Origin of the sequence: Maribellus luteus (assembly GCF_003576475.1) — a bacterium.
Classification (GTDB): Bacteria; Bacteroidota; Bacteroidia; order Bacteroidales; family Prolixibacteraceae; genus Draconibacterium; species Draconibacterium luteum.
In genome coordinates this window covers 83,518-102,433 of the sequence record NZ_QWGR01000019.1, presented here as the reverse complement: position 1 = coordinate 102,433, position 18,916 = coordinate 83,518, and the positions used below count along the sequence as shown (strand labels likewise).

Sequence of the window (18,916 nt, the reverse complement as noted above, 5' to 3'; positions counted from 1 at the left end):
GAGCCGTATGATGGGAGACTATCACGTACGGTTCTGTGAGAGGTTTAGGGGTGTGATTCCCCTTTACCTACTCGACTTTATTCATCAAATTGTGTCCTGTGTATCTTACAATCATATAACATACAACCACAGAAAGTAGTCATATATAGTTTTGCAGGATTTAATTGTGGAGGTTTAGTCAAATGGAGTTCAATACTTTTCAAGGTGTGAATTTCATTTTCTAACTTCTTAGTCTGTTCAATCCTTTCTTCATCCGAGTAATCATAATAATCTTCATCTTTAGGGTCATTGAGTTCGTTAATCCATTCATTTTTTTCTCCAACTTGTTCGTTTACCAATTTTTGAAACTTAGGTTTATCATAGTTAAATAGAAGAAAAGATGATACCAAATCTGAAATTAAATCAGGTGTGAAAGGATTCTGTAAAAAAAAATCATATGCATTCTGCAAATCACCTTGCAAATAATAAAGTTCACTTAATTCTGAACTTGACACCCAAGCTGTTGAATCTTTATAAGCTGCGCTCTTTCTAATTGTTTGAATAATTTCTTCTATTTCAGAATGCGAACCTAGCTCATATAAACATACCGCTTTATTAAACTTTGACTCATTATCTTTGTCATTTATCGCAATTGATTTATCATACAAATTGAGGGCTTTTTGAGGATTTCCTAAATGATTTTCACATACTGCCAAATTGTGAATAATTTCCACCATTTCCGTTTGTGATAAAGTCATTGCTTTTTCAAAATAAAACTTAGCCTTCTCATAGTTTCCTTTCATTAAGTAAGCATAACCAATCACATTATATGGCATAAATGATTTTGGTTTCTTGTCTACGAATGGTTTTAATATTTCAATTCCTTTTTCGTAATCATCCCGATCCGTTATAATTTGATATGCATAATTATTTGAAGTCTTAATAGATGGCTTAATCTCAAATGCCTTTTTTAATAAATCATCTACTTTATTAAAGCTATCAGCTTCTCTGCAATTCAAATAACCAATAGCCAACTTATTCATTAAATCCGTGTCATCAGGTTTTTCAGAAAGGTTTTTTTCAAGTTGTCTTATCTCTTCTATGTTATATTGCTCGTTCATCTCGTAAATTGGCGGTAACGTATATGTATGCCACACTGTAACATACACTATACTAATGCCTGGTTGTTTAAGTCTTTGATATCTGAGGCTTTGCATCTAAAAAGCCAACCGTATTTGTGTTTTGTATTGGCAAGCAGAGTTTTCAATGTATTGGGTAATTATTCGTTTTTGTTTTCTAAAATAAACATAATTTCTCATCCTTGTTGGCTGAGCATTAAAAAGATTTTGAGGGCAGTACGCAGTTTGGGGTAGGGAGGAAGTACCAAAAGCTGCCGGAATGATTTTTGGCTTCATTGTCGCTGGACAAAGACCCGCCAATCAATTTTTCGCTTCATTGTCCCGGACAAAACGTTGGCAAAATACTTTTTCACTTCATTGTCGCGGACAAAAGGTTGGCAAAATACTTTTTCACATCATTGTCGCGGACAAAAGGCTGTCAAAACACTTTTTTGCTTCATTGTCGCGGACAAAAGGTTGTCAAAACATTTTTTCACTTCATTGTCCCGGACAAAACGTTGCCAAAATACTTTTTCACTTCATTGTCGCTGGACAAAAGCCCGCCAATCAATTTTTCAGGTCATTTCCCTGGAAAATAAGCCGACCAAACATTTTTCCACCCCGTTTTCTGTGGAAATGACTTGTCCAATCATTTTTTCAGTCCATTTTCCGGGAAAATAAGCTGACCAATCAGTTTTTCAGGACGTGGTAAGTCACCATTCGCCAAAAAATCATTTTCTCATCACGTGGTGCGTCACCATTGGTCGAAAAATCAATTTTTCATCACGTGGTGATTTACCATTCACCGAAAAACCAATTTTTCATCGCGTGGCGATTCACCATTGGCAGGAAAATCAATTTTTTGCCCCGTGGTAAGTCACCAAGCCTTGTCTGACGATTTTTTCAGGACGTGGTGATTTACCACTGGCTGCCGGAAACCGCAGTGCAAGCTATGAGCTATGAGCCACGAGTCACTGGTCATTGGATATTCATTATTTGTTATTGATTATTTGAAATTCAATCCTTCAGTCCATCAATCCTTCAACAACAATGCGAGAATGCAGAAATGCTTTAATGCATGAATAAGCTGAATGCTATTAGCTGCGAGCTGCGAGTCATTGGTCATTTGTCAGTCGTTGACCTTTCCTAAATACTGCAAACTGAGACTGCAAACTGCGACTGAATAATGCCCTACAACAAAAACTACTCACCGATTGCAAACCGGCGCGAGCGGGTTGTGTAAAAGGGTAGCTGAACCAAAGAGAAACTGCTTATTTCTTTTTTCTGCGTTTGGGTGGAGGTGCGTTGGCTTCGCGCATCAGCCGTTTCCAGTTGTAATCGGTGTCGGCGGTAAAGTCGAGCGTTTCCTGGTAGTCTCCTTTGTCGATTTCAAGAACGGTGATTTCTTTTTCCAGAAAGCCTTCGATTTCTTCCAGAATCTCTTTCTCCTCGGTGCTGCAAAACGAAACCGCCTGTCCTTTGTTTTTCCCCCGTCCGGTACGCCCAACGCGGTGCACGTAATTTTCAGGAACTTCGGGCAGGTCGTAATTCACCACAAAATCCACATTCGGAATATCGATGCCCCGCGCACTCACATCGGTGGCAATCAGCAAACGCGAAGCACCCGACTTAAAGTTGCTCATGGTGGCATTTCGCTCTTTTTGCTCTTTGTCGCTGTGGATGGTTTCGGATTGGATCTTTACCCGTTCCATCGCCTTTTTCACTCTTTCGGCGCGCACTTTGGTCCGCACAAAAACCAGGATCTTTGCCTCCGGGTTTTCAGTTACCAGTCTTTCGAGAAAGGCCCGTTTATCGTCCATTTCAATATAGGCAACTTTGTGGTCGATGTTTTTGGCTACCGGGTTTTTAGGCGAAATCTGTATGCGTATGGCGTTATTGACCAGCGAATAGGCCAGCTTTTTAATCTTCGGATTAATGGTGGCTGAGAAAAACAGCGTTTGCCGTTTTTTGGGCAGAAAGCGGATCAGGTCGTTGATGTCTTTGATAAAGCCCAGATCGAGCATGTGATCGGCTTCGTCAAGGATCAGGATCTCTACATCCTGCAATTTCAGATGCCCCTGGCTCACCAGGTCAAAAAGCCGGCCGGGCGTGGCTACCACCACATCAACACCTTTTTGAATCTGACTGATTTGCGGATCTTGCTCCACTCCGCCAATAAGCGCCATGGTTTTTATGTTCATGTTTTCAGCCAAACCATTAAAAACAGAACAAATCTGCTCGGCCAGTTCGTGGGTCGGGGCCATCACCAGGCATTTTACTCCCTGCCTGTTTTTACTTTGTTGCAGTTTGTGAAGCACGGGAATCACAAAAGCAGCGGTTTTCCCGGTGCCGGTTTGTGCAATGGCCAGCACATCTTCGCCCTTTAAAATAGGCGGAATGGCTTTGTACTGAATGTCAGTGGGGCGGCGCAATCCCTGCTTTTCCAGGTTTTGCTTAATGGGCTGTGCTATTGAATAATCCTCGAACTTCATGATCTGATTTTGCGACAAAGGTAGTTGAATCGTTTGTTCATGCGCAAGGCTCCGTCAATATTCTGACGATTTGGCGATTGTTTTACAAAGTAGCCCAAATTCGGGCCAGCGAAAACCCGGGTGCTTTTATGTCGAGATCAAGAAAATACCCAAAGGGAGTTTGTGCGGTTGTGAAGTCCGCATTTTGAAGGCGTTTTTCTGCCAGGTCAAACAACTCTTTGGTAAATTCGATCGATGCCTTTGATTCGGAAAGATGCGCAAACGAATGAAGGATCACACTTTTGCAGTTGTTTTTGCGGGCGGTCCACTTCAGGTGGTTCACCAGCTTTTTCTCGCGGCTTGCCACGTCCTTTTCTTCGTCGGCTTCTTCCACCTGTATAAATGCCAGAATGGAGTCAGTAAATGCTGCTCCATCTGTTATTTCTTCGGCTGTCTCCAGATTTTTTGTCCGGGGCGTGTACGAAAAGCGGTCGACATACATAACCAGTACCTTCATCCTGTTTTTAAGCTAAAGATAAAGGAAATGTGAGAAAGCGGGCTATTCTTCCACGGCTTTGACCAGCAGTTCTTCGCTTAAACGGGTAGTCCAGTCACAAAGCACGGCAATTTGTTCGTCCGAAAGCTTGGCTTTGGGGTGCATCAAAAGATACGATTTGAGCGGCATTTCCCGGTGTTCACTTTCCTGGCACATTTCCTCCAGTTTGGTGATCTGCGAAAAAACATCCATGTTTCCCCATTCCGAGAAATTCAATTCTTTTTTTCCTTCCTGAATGTGATCGGCCACCATCCACGATGCCGGTGAAACAGCGTGGTACCAATGATAAGTGCTATTGTTTGAATGGCAATCGAAACAAGAGCTTTTGAGAATTTCTGCCACATTTTCAGGAACAGAATGAAGCGTCAGAATATTGTTTTCCGACGCTTCACTGGTATTTCTTTCCGGTTGAAAAAACTGTGCGGCCACCAATGCCACCAGAATCAGCAGAAAAAAGATCCGAAGTATTTTGCGCATATTATTTTGCTTTTACCAGGGCTTTTGTTTCTTTTTTGGCCCAATTCAGCAGCACTTTCTTTTCGGTGTCCGATAAGGCTTTGTCGGGGTATTTTTCCAAAAACTTTTTTGGCGGCATTTCGTTCTTTTCAAGGGTCTCTGATATTTCTTTGTAGGTGCCGATCATTTTCACTTTGCTGAGCGTGTCCAGTTTTTTGAAGTCGAGTTCCTTTTTGGCGTCTTCGTTTCTGGAATCGGTGTTGTGGCATCCGATGCAGGATTTATCGACGATTGCTTTTACTTCGTCGGGCATGGGGCCAAAAGGTTGAACCGGATTTTTTTCGGTTTCGCCGGCAAACAGCGACAGACTAAACAGGGCCACAAACAAAAGAGAGAGGCTGGTTTTTGTTCTCATAAATGTAATTTTAAGTTTAATTTATAGTTTGATTACTATAACACAAGTTAGCTTGCTTTTGTTGAAAAACAGACGAAGCGGACTACCACGAGAGTTTTTTATGTATTTTTCAGGCGAAATTAAATCTTTGCGGATGTTGAGAAGTTCCATTTTCCTTGCCGGAATAATAACCTTCCTGTTTATCAATACACATTTTGCTGCTGCCCAGGTTTCTGAAGGCGGCTATCCTTTGCAGGTGATTTCAACCAAAAGTGCGGTTGCCCGAGCGGTGGAAATGCCGGCCGTTAAGCAAAGCATTATTGATTCGATAATGGAAGAGAACTTGTCGAATAAAGGAGAGCTAAAGGGCTTGCAGTTTGCTTATGGTTTTCATGTGCAGCTGAGTCCTGACAACTCCGGCGACTGGTATTCTGCAAATGAGGGTTATAATGTGTGGAAGCTTACCGTTAAATCGGAAGGTGCCCAATCGTTGTTCTTCATTTTTGATAATTTTCAGCTTCCGGATGGAGCCCGGTTGTTTTTGTACAATGAAAAGGAAGAACATTACCTGGGAGCTTACACTTCAAGAAACAATAAAACATCGCGGAAATTTGCGGTTTCTCCGGTGGCCGGCGACGAGGTCACGATTCAATACGAAGTGCCGCAAAAATTTGGGAAGCCCAATAGTTTTAAGCTTGTACGCGTAAACCACGATTTTCTTGGGATCATCAAATCCGACCGTCGCCCTACCGGAAAGGTGGCCGGTAGTTGTAACATTGATGTGAACTGCTCGGTTGCCGACAGGTTTGCGGAAGTGAAGAATGCGGTTTGCCGGCTGATTGTACCTACCGAAGACGGTGCGGAAGTTTGCAGCGGTACACTTGTCAATAACACGGCAGAAGACGGAAAGCCTTACATTTTGTCGGCGGGCCACTGTTACGATAAATGGGAGTTTGCCGAAACAGCCGTTTATACTTTTAACTATGAAAGTCCTTACTGTGCGCCGCTCGACGGTGATCCGGGAAATTCGATCTCGGGTGCGGAAATGAGGGCGCAACATGACAGCCTGGATTTTGCCTTGGTTGAAATGTCGTTGATCCCTCCGCCAACCTACCGGCCTTATTATGCCGGGTGGAGTCATTCCAGTATTCTGCCCGACTCAAGCGTGAGTATTCATCATCCGCAGGGCGACGTAAAGAAGATTGCGATAGATAATGATAAGCCAACTAAATCCAGTTTTAACAGTCAATACATTCCGAATGCTTTTTTGAAAATTGCAGAATGGGAGGAAGGAGTAACCGAAAGCGGTTCTTCGGGGGGCGGTCTTTTTAACACAAAAGGCCAGCTTATCGGAACCTTAACAGGTGGGCAGGCCATATGCAGCAGACCCATGAATGATTTTTTTGCGAACTTTGCTGTTTACTGGGACTATCGTTCGGATAGCAGCAAGCAGGTGAAATACTGGCTCGACCCGCTGAATACAAACGCTTCCTCATTGGATGGGAAGCAGTTTAACTCGGGAGAAAATCTTTGCGGGGCTTTTACCAACCTGAATGACAACGACGAACACGCGAATATTCGAATTACTTCGGGGGGTAGCTTTGCCGGATACTGGGGGGGAACCAACAGTGTTGGAATCACCGAAATCGTTGAACAGTTCTCGGTTTCAGGTAACGAAACCGTAAAAGGAGTTTCGCTGGGAGTCGGTAAAATCGTTAAAAAAGCAGGGGCCGCGAGCAGTATTACGGTAAAGGTCTATGAAGGAACCGATGCGCCTAAGAATGTTCTTTATAGTAAGAATGTAAACATTCTGAGCCTGGCAAAAGATGCGATGAATTACATTCCTTTTGATACGGATGTGGAGCCCGTGGGAACTTTCTTTGTTGGCTTTGATATCAGCAATGTACAGGCGCAGGATACATTTGTAGTATATCAATCGCTGCGGAATTCAGGCGCGGAGAATAACTTTTTCTACAAACGAACGGGCGACTGGTACAACTTTGAAAGCAACGACCAGGGCGCAATTACGAACGTGATGGAACTGGTGGCGTGTAATTTTGACCAGTTGACTGACACGCCCATTGTAAAAGTACCGGCGGTTGTTTGGCTGTATCCCAACCCGGTAAATTCGGTGCTTAATGTTGTTTCTGACCAGGAAATAGTAATTGAAACCGTGGCCGTTTACAATGTGCTGGGCCAGGAAATAAATGTGCCGCTAATTAGCGTAGGAGAGAAGAATGTGCAGATCGATCTGTCGGGGAACACTCCCGGTACTTATATCATTCGTTTTAATTACAACGATTCGTTTGTTACCCGAAAATTCTCGGTTTTTTAGAACCTGCGCCGTCAGGTAAAGTGTGTTGATTGGTTCGCCCAATAAATGATCAATTCAAGGTATCGGCCATTAATTGCTTTAGCTGTTCGATGTCCAATTTTTTGGCGATAATCTTTTTGTCGTGATCGAGAATATACACTCCGGGTGTTTTTCTTGCATCGTATAAAACTTTGAAACGGGAGGTGTGGTGCTCGTCCCATACATTGATCCAGTCGAACATATTGTGTTCAACCAAAAATTCGGACCATTCTTCGCGTTTGTCCATCGAGTAAATGGCAAACACTTCCAGTCCCTTGTCTTTGTTGGGCAGAAAAACCTCGTTGTACAACTGCGGAACAAACACTTTGCAATGGCCGCAATGGGGCTCATAGATCACTAAAACAGTTATTTTGGCTTCAATCTGGTGAAGGTTGATGTATTCTCCTTCGTAACTTTCGAGGGTGAGATCGGGCGCTGTTTTCCCAAGCAGGTTATTTTTCAGGAACAACACATTTTCCCGTACCTTTTCGATGGTAGATTCCGAGGCCCAAAACGCCTTCCCGTTGAGGTAGTAATCGTTGGCCAAATCCACAAACAAAGCATCCATACCAAGAATATTACTGTTGATGGCAGAATTCAGAAAATACGAAGCTGCGTACTGAAATATGCGCGGATTGGATTCAACCTGGTCCAGAAAACGATAAACATACGGTTTTACCGAATCATAGCTGGGGTATAAAGCCTTGGTAAACCAGGTTTCGAGTTTGGGTTTGTAAAACGGAGTAAGAAGCATCCGTTCGTCGGTATAATCAAAATTATCCCAGTAATGCTCCAATTGGTAGCGAAACTGTGCCAGTAACAACAAGGAATCGTTTTGCTGAATTTCAAGCGGCAAAGTAGAAGTGTCGAGCCGGGGAACCTCGTTGGCAACCAGAAATTTGTACAGAAATGAACCGGGAAGTTGTTGGTTGATTTTTTCCCAATAGTTCTTCATTTCTGTGTTTAAACCCTGTAATTCGTTCTGAATTTCTTTTTTTTCGGTTTCGCCTGCCTTTTTAAAACGCTCGCTCAGCTCGCTGCTTTTGGTTTTCAGGCTCTCTAAAAAGACCAAATAATCCACAAAGGCTTCTGCTTCCTCCGAGCCTTTTATTTTCATTTCGGCAGAAGTGGTGCCTGCATTGTACAGATGAAATTGCTGATCGGCTCCCAGCAGAAAATCAAAATGCTGCTGTTCGTCGATCAGTACTTTATACAATCCCTGAGTTAGTAAGGAGTCGCCTTCAAATACGCCGTAGCCTTTGTTGTCAAGCAGGGTGGTGTCGGCAGCGTACAGTTTGTCGAGATAATGATAAGCCAGCCTGATTTGCTTCCCGGCCTGGTTGGGTAATTCAATTTCAATCCTGTATTGCTGCGCCAGTAAAATATTTACAGGAACGAGAAGCAGTAAGGTCATTAAATATCTGCTCATTCGTTGATGATTGATTTAATCAGTTCAGCACTATTGTATTCATTGGTGAATTTCTGGAGTTTACGAACGCGTTGTTCGACCATTTCGGCAGTGAATTCCTGGTTGGCAAGGTCTCTTATGGCGTTTTTAAATTCACTGGCGGTATAGGCAATCTCACACAAATCGGCGAGTGCAGTGTGTTTTACCATCGTGTTGTTGGCCAGTACAAACCTTGACGAAAACAGTGATATCAGTAGCTTAAGCTTTAGCCCGGTATCCTGAAAGGTGGGCAGTACACAGCCCTGTGCATTTTTAAGCAGTTCGTACATTTTTTCTTCCGATGGGTTGGCAATCAACTCCACGTTTTCGAGTTTGTTGGCCCTGTTTTCAATGTCTTTTTCCGGATTCTTACCGGCAATGATCAGTTTGGTGTCGAGGTGGTTAAAAACTTCGTACAACAGGAACCGGACAGCTTTCTGGTTTTCTTCTACCGACAGGTTTCCATGGTACAGAAAGTACGATCCTTTTCCCGGCTCCACGGTGATGTTATCAAACGGGTGAAAAGCCGGAATGCACAGTGTTTTGCCGTATTTATTTTCGAAATACCTTTGATCGTCGTATATGATGCTGATGATTTGCGACGCATGTTTCAGTACCCGTTCGTATCGTTTCAGCTTGCGGCTCTCCATTCCGTAATAAATTCGCCTGAAGAAATCGACCGATGCATCGTGCAGTCCCTTGTAATAGTCGTGTTCGATGTTGTGCATACGCACAATTTTACGTCGTTCTCTCAGCTTTCGTGCGTTTAGGTAGTAGCACGAATGCAGGCCTTCGAATAAAATCGGATAATTGTTGGCAGCCAGGTTTTTTAACAGCTGTTTATTTTTTCGGGTTATCACAATATACGGAAGCCGCGAAAAAATAAAACGGACGCCTCTTTGCCTTTTGTAGTAAATTACTTTTTGACAATACTTGTCCAGTTCGGGTTGTTCACTTTTGTTGTATTTAAAACAGTGGAGAATGATTTGAGCACCATTCTCATGAAGCGCTTTTAACTTGTAAAAGATGTCGATGCTGCCCCCGTAATCAGCCGGATATGGAATATCGAACGCAACAATATTGATACTAATTTCTGCCATCGCGACACAAATGTAATCAAACAAAGATGTATTCCAAAAATACAAGCTGAACGGGGATTTTTATCCTAAAACCGGAAGTTTTCGGAAAAGAAAACCGCCGGTATTGGCCGGCGGTTTTTTAACCTAATAACATATTTATGAGATAGTGCAAAAAGGAAACTAAGTTGGTTTCCCTGTTTTTTTTGAGTATTAATCTTTTTTAGTTTCACCTTCCCGCTGATCGCGGTATTTCCTGAACATGTACATTCTGAATTCGCCCTCGGCTTTGTACATCTTCAATACTTTTTGCGGAGGAAGAATTTTCAGAAATTGCTCATTGTATTTCGTCGCAAGCGTTCCTTCTTCGTCCATTTTCTGGGCAAATTCGCGGGTAAGTTTTATGATCTCTTTATCTGACATGGTTTCACCGGCATCGCGTACCTGTTTTTCAAGTTCGCGGCGAGCCATTTGTGCATCCATTCTTTCTTTCTCCATTTTGTTGTATACAGGCCAAAAGCTCTGCGCTTCTTCGGGTGTCAGATCGAGTTTGTCTGTTAAAAAAGAGACTTTCTCTGCCCTGAATTTTTCCCACCTGTCCGATTTGTCGTGTTGGGCATGCACCACAACCGACTGAACAAAAAACAGGAGGGTAAGGCTTACGATATATAGCGTCTTATTTATCATACTATTTATTTGTTAGATTTTCATAAAGTTCATAGTCACTGAAATTGGCACTTACATAAAGAGCCAGTTCATCGTTCGTAAAATCATCTTCCGATTCGGTATCATTCAGTAATGCAACAAACGATTCTTCATCAATTTTTTCAATAATGTTCAGGAACCCTGCATCGCTTGTATCGGTAACCTGCGCAACCTGGTTTAGTTCTTTCGGCATAAATAAACGCAGGGGAACGTATACCAGCATAACCACTACGGCAAAACTTGCAGCCAATCCTAAGGCTGGCTTTAGCAACTGGAAGATTCGTGGCTTTTGGGGCGCGGAGGATTGTGCTTCTGCTGCCATCCTGGTGTGAAGACGGGCAGAAAAATCATCGAAATACTGTTCGGGAGTTCCAAACGGATTCTCCTTTTTTATTTCTGATAATTTTGACGCGTTATTTTTCATTTCATCCATCATCCCTCATTTGTTATATTGACTGTCCATTCTTAAAAAGGTTTAACACGGTCACTTAATCATTATTCTTCAAAAATTCTTCTACTTTTTTTACTGCGTGGTGGTACGATGCTTTTAACGCACCAACCGAGGTATCCAGAATTTCGGCCATGTCGTCGTATTTCATTTCATCAAAATATTTCATATTAAAAACCAATCGTTGTTTTTCCGGAAGGCGTACAATTGCTTCCTGCAATTTTAACTGAATTTTATCTCCTTCGAAATAAGGATCAGATGCCAGATTTTCAAGCAGGTACTCACTTTCGTCGTTAAGCGGTAAAAGGCTTTTCCTTTTTTTTGAATTGAGAAAAGTTATCGATTCGTTGGTGGCGATCCGGTAGAGCCAGGTAAATAAACTGGATTCTTCCCGGAATGTGTCGATGTTGCGCCACACTTTCATAAAGGTATTTTGCAGTACATCGTCGGCATCATCATGGTTTAAAACAATTTTCCGGATGTGCCAGTACAGGCGCTCCTGGTATGTTTTTACCAGCATATGAAAAGCAAGATTTCTCTTGTTCTCGTCTTTCAGGTCGGCAATAATATGTTGATCGTTATCCGGCATAATACAACTTCCACTATGACGCGGTTTGCAGGGGAAGGTTTAATGGTTTAAATGCTAAAATTAAGTCCTTCCTCCCGAAGCTGGTGGTAAATTTCCAGATCAAAGGAATAGAGTTTGGCGGCACGGTGAGCAACATTGGTTTGTTTTTCGCCCGTGTCGACCAGTAATCCCATGTTTTGTATTTTTTTTCTGAAATTCCGGGTATCCAGTTTCTTATCCAGAATTACCTCGTAAAGGGTCTGCAATTCTGTTAAGGTAAATTTATCGGGCAGCATATGGAAGCCAACCGGGTGGTATTTAACTTCTTCTCGAAGTGTTTTTAGCGCTTTCAGTATAATTTCCTTAACATCGAAGATTACTTCGGGCAGCTGGTCAATGTCGAACCATCTCACCGCTTTTGCGATGGGAGATAGCTCAAGGTTGTGGTATTCCGGATTGATTAGCGCATAATAGGCAACGGTTAAAACCCGCATGTGCGGAATTCTGCCTGCGTCTCCAAAGGTTCTGAATTGTTTCAGGTAAATACCTTTTAAGCCGGTGGCAACCTCCAGTATTTTTTTTGCATACACATCCAGGTCTTCTTCAACCGGTAAATGGGTTCCGATCAGGCCCCAGTATTTATCCGATTTTAATGCGGGATTCTTTTCAAAGATCTCTTTTAACTGTTGATACTCCTCTTTGGATATTAAATATTTCTGCAGTAATTCCGGTTCAGCCTGCCACAGTAACACATTCAATTTATTGTCCTTAAATCCAAAGATTACACAGTCGATCGAAAGGTTTTTGAGTATCATAGGCCTGATGTTTCCGCAAATGTAGCGAATCGCTACGTTTTATCAATGTTTTAATTTTTAATTATGCTGTGTTAATAACAATAAGCTTATTGCTTGGGTATTCTAGCAATAGGTATTTAAAATCAAAAAAAAATTACCTTTGCAGCGCAAATTTTTAATCGAGTAGAATGGCTTTGAAATGTGGAATCGTTGGTTTGCCAAACGTGGGGAAATCAACTTTGTTTAATTGTTTGTCGAGTGCAAAAGCTCAGTCGGCAAATTTTCCTTTTTGTACGATAGAACCCAATGTTGGCGTAATTACGGTTCCGGATGAGAGATTAACAAAATTGGAGTCGTTGGTAAAGCCGCAGCGTGTGGTGCCAACAACGGTCGAGATTGTTGATATTGCCGGATTGGTGAAGGGCGCCAGTAAAGGCGAAGGTTTGGGAAATAAATTCCTGGGAAACATTCGCGAAACCGATGCTATTATTCACGTGCTGCGGTGTTTCGAGAACGACAACATCACACATGTTGACGGAAACATTGACCCGGTGCGCGATAAGGAAACCATTGATATTGAGTTGCAATTAAAAGACCTGGAAACGGTGGAAAGCCGGATTGCCAAAGTGGAAAAACAGGCCAAAACGGGTAACGACCAGGAAGCAAAACGACTGTATCGTATTCTTTCTACCTACAAGGATGTTTTAATGCAGGGAAAATCGGCGCGAACGGTTGAGGTTGATCCGGCAGATGAAGCCCTGGTAAAAGGCCTGCAGTTGCTGACCAATAAACCGATTCTGTATGTTTGCAACGTGGATGAAGCTTCGGTATTGAAAGGAAATAAGCATGTGGATACGGTAAAAGAAGCCATTAAAGATGAAAATGCCGAAATGCTGATGATTGCTGCGGCTACCGAAGCGGATATTGCCGAGCTGGAAGATTACGAAGAACGTCAGATGTTTTTGGACGACCTGGGTTTGAAAGAGTCGGGTGTTAGCAAACTTATCCGGGCTGCTTATAAATTACTTCAGCTGGAGACTTACTTTACGGCCGGTGTAAAAGAGGTGCGTGCCTGGACATTCAAAAGAGGATGCAAAGCACCGCAGGCTGCCGGGGTTATTCACTCCGATTTTGAAAAAGGATTTATCCGGGCCGAGGTAATCGGTTACAACGACTTCATTACTTTAGGTTCTGAACAGGCTTGTAAGGAAGCCGGGAAAATGTCGATCGAAGGAAAGGAATATGTGGTGAAGGACGGAGATATCATGCACTTCCGGTTCAACGTTTAAGAAACAGAAGTTACAATATACGATTCAATAGGGTTGGTTACTTGCAGTGGTCAACCCTTTTTGTTTGTTCTTTTTTCTGAAAAAATTATGTAAAACTTAAATCGTACCTCCATGTCTTAATTGCGGAATTTTCTTATATTGTGGGAAGGGTAGTAAAGGTCTAACATTTATGGAAGAATTTCACATTAACATTTTAAATATTGCCGCCGTTTTGCTTTCAGCATACATGGGCGGTTTGTTGATACGCAAAATAGGGTATCCGGCTATTTTGGGAGAACTGCTGATTGGGATCATCCTCGGGCCCAGTATGCTGGGCTTTCTGGAATACACGGAGTCAATCAAGGTTTTATCGGAGATCGGGATCATTTTGCTGATGGTTTACATTGGCATGGAAATCGATTTTCATGATTTGAAAAAAGCATCCTGGCCCGGATTGCTGGCTGCCATTGGTGGATTTTTTGTCCCTTTTGTGCTGGGGTATTTCACCATTGTTGCCTATGGCGGAACTCCCATTTCCGGGTTGTTTGTGGCCATTGCCATTGGGGTTACTTCGCTGGCCACCAAAAGCCGCATTCTGATTGATTTAAAGTTACTGAATACGCGTATTGCTTATGTATTGATGGCCGGCGCTTTAATTTCGGATACACTGGCACTTGTGATATTTTCGGGTATCACAAATTTTGCGGAAACCAATGTGGTCAGCATAAAGGAACTGTTGATTATCAGTTCGAAAATACTGGCATTCTTTGGGGTGACCATTGCGGTCGGGTCGTTTTTGCTTCCGCGCCTGGGAACTTACATTTCAAAATCGAAGATCAACAACAGCACCACGTTTTTTACGCTTATTCTGATTGTTACATTTGGGTATTGCGAGCTCGCCGAACTGGCAGGAATGCACAGCATCCTGGGAGCCTTTATGGCCGGGCTGTTTTTGAAAGGGAATCTTTTCCCCAAAAATGTTTCCAAAGAACTCAACAAAGCCTTTTACGATGTTTCCATCGGGTTTATGGCACCTGTCTTTTTTGTGTCGGCCGGGTTCTTTGTAGATGTTTCGGTGTTTAGAACCGACCTTGGTTTATTGTTGCTGATTACCGGCCTGGCAATTGTCGGGAAAATTGTTGGAACTGCATTGTTTTATCTGCCTTCCAGAAATGGCTGGCGCGAAGGCCTGACAATTGGTACCGGAATGAACGGAAGGGGAGCCGTTGAGATCATCATTGCCGAGATTGGTTTGGGAATGGGAATCATCGACAAAACCATTTTCTCGATCCTGGTATTTATGGCCATATTTACCACGCTAACAGTGCCGGTTTTACTGAGCTGGACAACAAATTGGCTGCGCAAACGTGGCGAACTGGTGTACATGGATCAGCGCAACGGAGTGTTAATTCTGGGCGTGAATCCTTTAAGTTTGTTGCTGGCCAAATATTTTGCGAAAAAGCAACCGGTTACTTTGATCGATAACAACCTGGAACTGGTAACTCAGGCGCAGGAACAAGGGTTCAGTTGTATTCACGGGAACGCATTAAACGAAGATGTGCTGGCAGAATCATCTCCTGAAAATATTGCCTTGTTTATGGGGCTCACGGCCAACGGCCAGGTAAACCTGCGTGCCGGAGAATTGTTGCATAAATCGTTTTTGGTACCCGGAATTTTTGTGGCTGTTTCAGAGCCGGAGTCAAAAATCGGCGACGAGGTGTTGCAGAAATCCAATGCACAAATATTGTTTTCTTCCAGTGTGGTGATGGACGACTGGGCACATAAGATCACGCACCACGAGGTAAGCGAAAGCAGCGCTGCCATTAAAGATGAAATAGCAGCTGATAAATGGATGAGAAGGTCGGGAATAAGCGACAATTTTTTACCTGTACTTATCGAAAACGATGAGGGAATGATGCGGCCGTTTCATGCGGATGATCTTCTAAGTCCCGGGGAGAAGGTAATAATGCTGCAGCAGGTTAAGTAAGAAGCTTCTCTGGATAAAAAAAACAGGGTTGATCATTTTCTGATCAACCCTGTTTTTTTATGCTTCAAATACTACTAGCGTTGTGGTTGAGCGTCGCTCATGTCTTTAATGATACCTGCTTTATCCACTTTGATTTCAACGTCTTTTGCAATTTCAAGAACTACATGCGTTTCTTTCACTTCAGCAATCTTGCCGTAAATACCTCCGGTAGTTACTACTTTGTCGCCTTTAGCCAGCGACTCGCGAAACTTGCGGGTTTCTTTCTGGCGTTTTACCTGTGGACGGATCATAAAAAAGTAAAATACTACAATGATCAGCAACAGGGGGAGGAAACTCATCAGTGGGTTTGCTTCCGCACCTTCGGTGGGTTGCATCATTAACAAAATACTATTCAACATGTCGTAATTTTTTAATATTTAATTTTCAATAAATCGTTTTCGACTTGGGCAAAAATAGCTAAATGTTTTAATTCCTTGCTATTTCCATGAATTTCAATTGTCTTGTATTCGCGGCCAACCATTCCTGAAGAGTCGAATTCAACCTCTACATTCCCTTTTTGCCCCGGTTTTACGGCCTCCTGCGGAAATTGTACCTCAATACATCCGCACTCTGTTTCAATGTTTTCGATCCGGTAATCAGCGGTGCCGGTATTGGTAAATGTAAAGGTACACACCACCATTTCACCGGCTTTCAAGGTTCCGAAATCATAAACATCTGTATCAAAAACTATCGTTGTTTGTTTATCTGCCACTGATTGGTCACTGGTTTTGTCTTGCCGTTTCTTTCCCGGCGAACACGAAACAGCGAGTATTAGTATCAGTATGCCTGCGATGTTTCTCATTCTTCCCCGATCAATCCTCTGCCGGCTTTGTTCACTTTTTCGGTACGTTTCAGGTCTTTCAGCGTTTTGTCCAGGATGCCGTTGATGAAATTCCGGCTTTTTTCGGTGCTGTAGAATTTCGATAATTCAATGTACTCGTTCAGCGACACTTTGGTCGGAATCGTCGGGAAATAAAGAAATTCGGTAATGGCCAGCTGCATAATCAGGATGTCCATGAATGCAATACGGTCAACGTCCCAGTTGTTCGAGTGCTCCTTGATAAGCTCGCGTAGTTCATTGTGGTTCAAAACTGACTTGCGAAACAGGTCTTTTGTAAACTGGCGGTCTTCCTCGTCCTTGAACAGCGGCATCAGTTTCTGGTCTGCATCCGTCAGTTCGTGGAAACGTTTCAGCGTTTTGGTAATCATCGAGATAACAAACTCAACGTCGTCGTTCCAGTAAATGCTTTTTTCTTCGAGCACATTGTACAGGTCTTCCGAAACCAGGATTACCTTGTTAAACAGTTTCTCGATGAATTTGCGGTCGTCGAGGTACGAACGTGTTTTGTCGTTCATGTAACCATTGTACGATTCCGAGTCGGTCATCAACAGGTACAATTCCTTGATCAGCTCCGGGTTGTCTTTCCAGTGTAGTTTTTTCTGATCTAAATACGTGTTCAGCTGGCGGTTGCTGCGCAACTGCGCAATTACCTGGTTCGAAATGAACTTGGTGTTCGGATGCAGATCCTCGTAAGTCGGCTGATGTTTGTTCTTTTTAATTTCGATCCTGTTTTCGGCATAATCCGCAATCTCAATTACCAGGTAAAACAGGTAGTGATACAGGTCGTAGGCCTTGTGGATACAGAAAAAGAGTTCTTTTTCTGTGGTGTTGATTGATTTCTCCTCTGTCGAGTAATAGGCGTACAACACTTGTAACACCTTGGTACGGATAATCCTTCTACTAATCATTCTAATGAACTTCGTGGTATATTTTTCTGCAAAATTACACCTTTTTTTGAATACCAATAAACTTGTTTTTGTATTGAGTAAAACTTAAAAGAATTGTGAAATAAGTGTTACCAAATTTCCCGTGCTGAATTTTGCCGTTTGAACGAAAGAGTTGAGGGTGAATTGAATGGGCTATTTCCTGTAAAACGTGGGGTATTGGTTGTTTAGCCTGAAGCCGAGCCCCAACATCAAAAAGTTGGGTGTGTGAAAGTCCTGAAGGCTGTAACCGATGTGCACAAAGGAGCTTCGGGTGATTTCAACTTTGAGGGCGAGTATCTGGTAAAGCGCCTGCATGTCGCCTTCGCTGCAAAGCACATTTTTACCCAGCCCCAGTCCAACCGTAAAATAGGGCATCACATATTCCACCCTGCCGGATAGCCCCAATGCCAGCTGCTCGTTGAGCGGAGGCTTAAAAAATTGTTGCTCGGTACCGGCAATATAATCCTGCGTGTAAACATTGGCACTGCCATCGTAAAACCCGTCGAGCGAAATTCCCAGTCTGAGTTTATAGCCATAATTATACATGGGAGCAAAGCAAAATCCCAGCACGGGGTAAGCTTCGGGCGATGCCACCTGGGCATCCATAAAGTCTACGCCGGTTCGCCGCCACGAGCCAAACAATACCAGGTCGTAACTAATATGTCGCGGAAAGTCCGGAATCGATAATTGAGAAGACGGCGTATGTGAATTATTTTTTCGGTTGAAGTTGTAAACCAGTCCGGCTTTCATTCCCACAGTGTTTAGGCCTGCATTCGGGAATTTGGTGTTTCCGTTGGAAAAATGAGTGAGCGCAACACCGGCGTTAAAATCCAGTTTGCGCGACAACATCCAGCTAAAATAAAAGTTGGTATTGATGTAGGCATTTGATTTTGACCCGATCACCGTGTTGTTGGGATTAAACTCAAAATCGTAGGGTTTCCACCCAAACGACAAGCCAAAATTCCATTCGTAATTTAACGACAGTTTGGGATTGATTTGGCTGATTCGCGCTCCCTGAAACAGGTAGAACATAAACGGACTACCCAGTTCTTCAGCCTGTCCCAAATGATAGTGAGCAAATCCAATTCCCTGGTAAGCAGCCCCGTAAATTTTGTCGGTATAAGTATTCGGATAAAAACGAAAAGAATATTTCAGGTGTTGTGAAAATGAACTCCAGATGGGATCTCCGCTATTGTTTTCTCCTTTCAGAAAAGGATTGGTAGGCAAAATATAACCGGGGCGGATTTCCACTTCAAGCCTGTGCAATAGGGGAGTCGAAAACAGGGACGAGTCAAGCGCCGGAGCAGATGAGGACTTGCCGGGAACAGTGGAGTGAAAAACCGAAGTGTGGTGGTTGTTTGCCGGGCTGCTAAACAGTCCGGAATCCTGTGCGTTGGAAAAAAGAAATACGAAAAGCAAAAGCCCCCAGGTAAATACCAGTTTTAAAAAATATTTGTTGCCCTTCATATTCTTTGTTAATCAGTCTGTCC

Annotated in this window: 18 protein-coding genes; 3 read left to right on the top strand and 15 right to left on the bottom strand. The window is 43.0% G+C overall.

Features of this window, described 5'->3' with window-relative positions; all coding sequences use genetic code 11:
- Window positions 1-77 precede the first annotated feature (77 nt).
- From D1614_RS21555 to D1614_RS21525, 5 genes are all read right to left on the bottom strand, one after another.
- Window positions 78-1,100 (bottom strand): tetratricopeptide repeat protein, encoded by a 1,023-nt coding sequence (locus D1614_RS21555; protein WP_162304597.1) that lies wholly within the window; start codon window positions 1,098-1,100, stop codon window positions 78-80.
- Window positions 1,101-2,368: 1,268 nt separating this feature from the next.
- Window positions 2,369-3,589 (bottom strand): DEAD/DEAH box helicase, encoded by a 1,221-nt coding sequence (locus D1614_RS21540; protein ID WP_119440065.1) that lies wholly within the window; start codon window positions 3,587-3,589, stop codon window positions 2,369-2,371.
- 82 nt (window positions 3,590-3,671) lie between these two features.
- Complete coding sequence (locus D1614_RS21535) at window positions 3,672-4,085, bottom strand: threonyl-tRNA synthetase editing domain-containing protein (RefSeq protein WP_119440064.1); 414 nt, start codon at window positions 4,083-4,085, stop codon at window positions 3,672-3,674.
- Between the two features lie 42 nt (window positions 4,086-4,127).
- On the bottom strand, window positions 4,128-4,601 hold the full coding sequence (locus tag D1614_RS21530; protein WP_119440063.1) for a heme-binding domain-containing protein: 474 nt from the start codon (window positions 4,599-4,601) through the stop codon (window positions 4,128-4,130).
- A 1-nt stretch (window position 4,602) separates the two neighbouring features.
- Window positions 4,603-4,995 (bottom strand): heme-binding domain-containing protein, encoded by a 393-nt coding sequence (locus D1614_RS21525; RefSeq protein WP_119440062.1) that lies wholly within the window; start codon window positions 4,993-4,995, stop codon window positions 4,603-4,605.
- Window positions 4,996-5,128: 133 nt separating this feature from the next.
- Between D1614_RS21525 and D1614_RS21520 the strand changes: the two genes are divergently transcribed.
- Window positions 5,129-7,309 (top strand): T9SS type A sorting domain-containing protein, encoded by a 2,181-nt coding sequence (locus D1614_RS21520; RefSeq protein ID WP_162304596.1) that lies wholly within the window; start codon window positions 5,129-5,131, stop codon window positions 7,307-7,309.
- 49 nt (window positions 7,310-7,358) lie between these two features.
- Here D1614_RS21520 and D1614_RS21515 read toward each other — a convergent pair whose 3' ends face one another.
- From D1614_RS21515 to D1614_RS21490, 6 genes are all read right to left on the bottom strand, one after another.
- A complete protein-coding gene (locus D1614_RS21515; protein ID WP_119440060.1) occupies window positions 7,359-8,756 on the bottom strand; it encodes a redoxin domain-containing protein in 1,398 nt (465 codons plus the stop codon).
- Window positions 8,753-9,874 carry a glycosyltransferase gene (locus D1614_RS21510; RefSeq protein WP_119440059.1) on the bottom strand — a complete coding sequence of 374 codons (1,122 nt, stop codon included), beginning with the start codon at window positions 9,872-9,874 and terminating at the stop codon, window positions 8,753-8,755. Before D1614_RS21510 ends, D1614_RS21515 begins: the two co-directional genes overlap by 4 nt.
- A gap of 189 nt (window positions 9,875-10,063) precedes the next feature.
- Window positions 10,064-10,537 carry a hypothetical protein gene (locus D1614_RS21505; RefSeq protein ID WP_119440058.1) on the bottom strand — a complete coding sequence of 158 codons (474 nt, stop codon included), beginning with the start codon at window positions 10,535-10,537 and terminating at the stop codon, window positions 10,064-10,066.
- A gap of 1 nt (window position 10,538) precedes the next feature.
- On the bottom strand, window positions 10,539-10,991 hold the full coding sequence (locus tag D1614_RS21500; RefSeq protein WP_119440057.1) for a hypothetical protein: 453 nt from the start codon (window positions 10,989-10,991) through the stop codon (window positions 10,539-10,541).
- A gap of 52 nt (window positions 10,992-11,043) precedes the next feature.
- Window positions 11,044-11,592: an RNA polymerase sigma factor gene (locus tag D1614_RS21495; RefSeq protein ID WP_119440056.1), complete on the bottom strand. Its 549-nt coding sequence runs from the start codon at window positions 11,590-11,592 to the stop codon at window positions 11,044-11,046.
- 47 nt (window positions 11,593-11,639) lie between these two features.
- Window positions 11,640-12,386, bottom strand: coding sequence for an NUDIX hydrolase (locus tag D1614_RS21490; protein ID WP_119440055.1), 747 nt, complete (start codon window positions 12,384-12,386; stop codon window positions 11,640-11,642).
- A 167-nt stretch (window positions 12,387-12,553) separates the two neighbouring features.
- Here D1614_RS21490 and ychF point away from each other — a divergent pair, with 167 nt between their 5' ends.
- Together ychF and D1614_RS21480 are read left to right on the top strand one after the other, a co-directional pair.
- Complete coding sequence (ychF, locus tag D1614_RS21485) at window positions 12,554-13,654, top strand: redox-regulated ATPase YchF (protein ID WP_119440054.1); 1,101 nt, start codon at window positions 12,554-12,556, stop codon at window positions 13,652-13,654.
- A gap of 169 nt (window positions 13,655-13,823) precedes the next feature.
- A complete protein-coding gene (locus D1614_RS21480; protein ID WP_119440053.1) occupies window positions 13,824-15,620 on the top strand; it encodes a cation:proton antiporter in 1,797 nt (598 codons plus the stop codon).
- A gap of 74 nt (window positions 15,621-15,694) precedes the next feature.
- Here the strand turns inward: D1614_RS21480 and yajC are convergent, their stop codons facing one another.
- The 4 genes from yajC to D1614_RS21460 all read right to left on the bottom strand — a co-directional run bounded on the left by yajC (window position 15,695) and on the right by D1614_RS21460 (window position 18,893).
- Window positions 15,695-16,018, bottom strand: coding sequence for a preprotein translocase subunit YajC (gene yajC / locus D1614_RS21475; RefSeq protein ID WP_119440052.1), 324 nt, complete (start codon window positions 16,016-16,018; stop codon window positions 15,695-15,697).
- 11 nt (window positions 16,019-16,029) lie between these two features.
- The gene (locus D1614_RS21470; protein ID WP_119440051.1) at window positions 16,030-16,461 is read right to left on the bottom strand and encodes a DUF1573 domain-containing protein; all 432 of its coding nucleotides are present in this window, start codon (window positions 16,459-16,461) and stop codon (window positions 16,030-16,032) included.
- Complete coding sequence (gene nusB, locus D1614_RS21465; RefSeq protein ID WP_119440050.1) at window positions 16,458-17,408, bottom strand: transcription antitermination factor NusB; 951 nt, start codon at window positions 17,406-17,408, stop codon at window positions 16,458-16,460. The genes D1614_RS21470 and nusB overlap by 4 nt, the downstream gene beginning before the upstream one ends.
- 171 nt (window positions 17,409-17,579) lie before the next feature.
- Window positions 17,580-18,893, bottom strand: coding sequence for an acyloxyacyl hydrolase (locus D1614_RS21460; RefSeq protein ID WP_119440049.1), 1,314 nt, complete (start codon window positions 18,891-18,893; stop codon window positions 17,580-17,582).
- Between the last annotated feature and the right edge of the window lie 23 nt (window positions 18,894-18,916).